This window comes from Cupriavidus sp. WS (assembly GCF_000395345.1).
GTDB classification, from domain to species: domain Bacteria; phylum Pseudomonadota; class Gammaproteobacteria; order Burkholderiales; family Burkholderiaceae; genus Cupriavidus; species Cupriavidus basilensis_B.
The window spans coordinates 1-2633 of the sequence record NZ_AQPL01000671.1 but is presented as its reverse complement, the minus strand read 5'-3'; the positions used below and the strand labels follow the sequence as shown (position 1 = coordinate 2633).

Annotated in this window: 5 protein-coding genes; all 5 read left to right on the top strand. The window is 65.0% G+C overall.

Features of this window, described 5'->3' with window-relative positions; all coding sequences use genetic code 11:
- Window positions 1–681 (top strand): DUF3577 domain-containing protein (locus K206_RS0136355; RefSeq protein ID WP_020207132.1); only part of this gene is annotated, 681 nt, incomplete at its 5' end.
- A 56-nt stretch (window positions 682–737) separates the two neighbouring features.
- Complete coding sequence (locus K206_RS0136350) at window positions 738–1427, top strand: DUF3275 family protein (protein WP_020207131.1); 690 nt, start codon at window positions 738–740, stop codon at window positions 1425–1427.
- A gap of 94 nt (window positions 1428–1521) precedes the next feature.
- Window positions 1522–1863, top strand: a complete 342-nt coding sequence (locus K206_RS0136345; RefSeq protein WP_020207130.1) for a hypothetical protein — start codon at window positions 1522–1524, stop codon at window positions 1861–1863.
- A gap of 104 nt (window positions 1864–1967) precedes the next feature.
- Entirely contained in the window at window positions 1968–2375 is a 408-nt protein-coding gene (locus K206_RS0136340; RefSeq protein ID WP_020207129.1) for a hypothetical protein, read from the top strand.
- A 16-nt stretch (window positions 2376–2391) separates the two neighbouring features.
- Window positions 2392–2633 (top strand): hypothetical protein (locus tag K206_RS0136335; RefSeq protein ID WP_020207128.1); only part of this gene is annotated, 242 nt, incomplete at its 3' end.

The window sequence follows — 2633 nt, the reverse complement described above, 5'->3', positions numbered from 1 at the left end:
AAGCAGCGCCCGCTGGTGCGCTTTCGCGTCGGTGACTTGTGGGGCGATGCGTACATCCGCGACAAGGGCGAGCAAAAAGGTCAGGCCGCCGCGTCCCTCAAGGCGCGACTGCTCAAGACCGAGCTGGCCGAACTGGCTTCGATCGAGCAGCACGAGCTGATCACCCGCGGCATCGGCTATCTCAATCGTGTGAAGGACGTCACCCCAAAGGCTGGCGACTCGTTCCTCTCTTGCACCGTCGCGGCACTGGCCGGGCCTGTCGATGAACCGGAGTATCGGTACTTCGACACCATCGTCGCCACCCCGGAAGCCGAGCACCTGGTTCGCCGGTGCGTTCAGGCCATCGAGGGTGACCGCAAGGTCCTGATCGCCTTCCGTCTGAACGACATGAAGATCGATCCGTACATCCGCACCAAGGGCGAGCACGCCGGGGAACCGGCCGCAAGCCTGGAATCGACGCTGGTCCACATCGGTCTGATCAAGATCGACGGCACCCAGGTCTATCCGACGAGCCAGGCGCAAGCCGAGGCGCCGCCGGCCAAAGACGCATCCGCGCCCGAAGCCGACGACGCCATCGACACGGCCACCGACCCCGCTGCCGACCAGCCTGCCGAGCCCGCCGAGCGCGAGCCCGAGGCGCAAGTCGAGGAGCAGGAGCCGGCATTGGCTGCTTCGTTCTGATCCGGCATGGCCCCTCACGGGGCCTTGCTTTTTCCCATTCGTCAAGGAGAACCATCATGGCAGCCACATCGGCATCCGAGAAATCGGTTGCGCCCATCGTCGTCCCCGGCCAGCTCACGCTGCGCACCATCCGCGGCAGGAACGGCCCGTTCACCGTCGGCCGCCTCGCCACGCACCTCGGTACGTTCGAGGTCAAAGACCCGGAACTGGAGCAGTACCCCGAAGGCAAGTACGACGGGGAATTCATCATCAGGTACATCTTCCCGAAGTCCTACCCGGTCGGCGGTGGCATGCGGTTCGAGATCCGGGCCAGCCTCGACGGCATGACGCTCAACGGCATCGACAAACTGAGCCGCGACGAAGCACGCAGCTTCGCCACCCAGGACGTCGATCCGCTCGACGAAGAGCAAGGGACGCAGCCTGCGGCAACGCCGGCCAAACCCGCCAAAGCGTCCAGGCCTGCCAAGCCCGCGCCCATGCAATCGTCCGCGGACCCGCTGGTCGATACCACGCCCTTCGGCGTGGATGCGCCGCCACCTGCTGCGGCCGCTGCCCCCGGCAGCACCGAAGACGGTGACTCCGCGCTGTTCGGCCTGCTGTGGCCGCTGGGCGAATCCGTGAAACTAGATTCGACCATCGACCGCCGCGCTTTGCGTGCGCAGATCGCCCGCCTGGGTGAACTGGGCTACGCGCTGGACTTCAAGACGCAGGAGTGGAGCCGCGAGGCCGAGCTGCAACCTGCGTGATCGCAGACACCGCATCCGCGGTGTTCTCCATCCACCCGCCGGGGCTCCTTCGCCATGCGGGGGAGGCCTCGGCTTTCTTCTGGAGGTCTCCATCATGTCCACCATCGCTTGCGATACACCCCGTTCCGCGCTGGACGAAACCGCGTGGCGCGCCGTGTGCAAGACGGCCGCCGAGCATGCCCAGCGTGGTTGCGGCCTGTCCTGGGATCACTGGGTCACGCTTTTCAGTTCGGAGATCGACGCGCAAGCCAGTCGGTTGCCGCATGACCAGCGCACTCACGCGCTGGAAATCGCCACCCAGGAATGGGACTACGCAACGCCTGCCGAACGGCAGGAAACCCAGGACTGGAATGCGGAGCACGGCTATTGCTCGCACGGGATCGAGTTCGGCTACTGCCCGGCCGGTTGTGATCGCGACGATGACGACTGGGACTGAGGACAAGGCATAGGCTCCTTCGCCGCACCTGCGACATTCCATCACCCGCTGGGGGTTCTTCCCCACGGGGAGGCCTCCGGCCCCACTTCTTCAGGAGGCCTCTCATGGGCTGGTATTTCTCTCACCAATCGCGATCCGAATTGATCGCGGAACTGATCGAACCGCGGGAAACCGAGCGCGTCAGCACAAAGGTCATCGCCCATGCGATGCGCGGCAACGTGCTGTGGTCCGTGGTCGAAATGACCGCCAAGGTCGAAGGTGTGCATCGTGATCTGGCGCCGGGCCAGTCCCTGCGCTTCATCCGCTGCGATCTGCTTGAACGCAGCGGCGGCCAGTGGGGCTACAAGCCGCTGGAAGAGTCCATGCACCCGTACTACTACTCGTGCCCGCTGTCCTATCTGGACCTCGCACCGGAGCAGTCCGCCGACTGGCGTGCAGGCGTTCGCGCTTACCACGCACGACGGCGCACACCCACGGCTGTCACGGCTCCCGCCGCGACACTGATGGTCTGAGCCAGGAGGAACCGACATGGACCCGATCCTGGCTGCGCTCTCCGCCTCGCTGTTGAAGCTCGTTGAAGGCAGTTTGTCCAACGACGAAGTTTCTTCCGACGAGGAAATGCTGGCGTACTTCATCGACAACGGCCTCACCGAGGAGCAGGCACGGCAGGCGCTGACCTACCGCGACCAGTACCTCAACAACATCTACCTGGACGGCTTCACGCCGATCACCGCGGTGGACGAGGCGCTTCACTTCAACCCGCACACCCG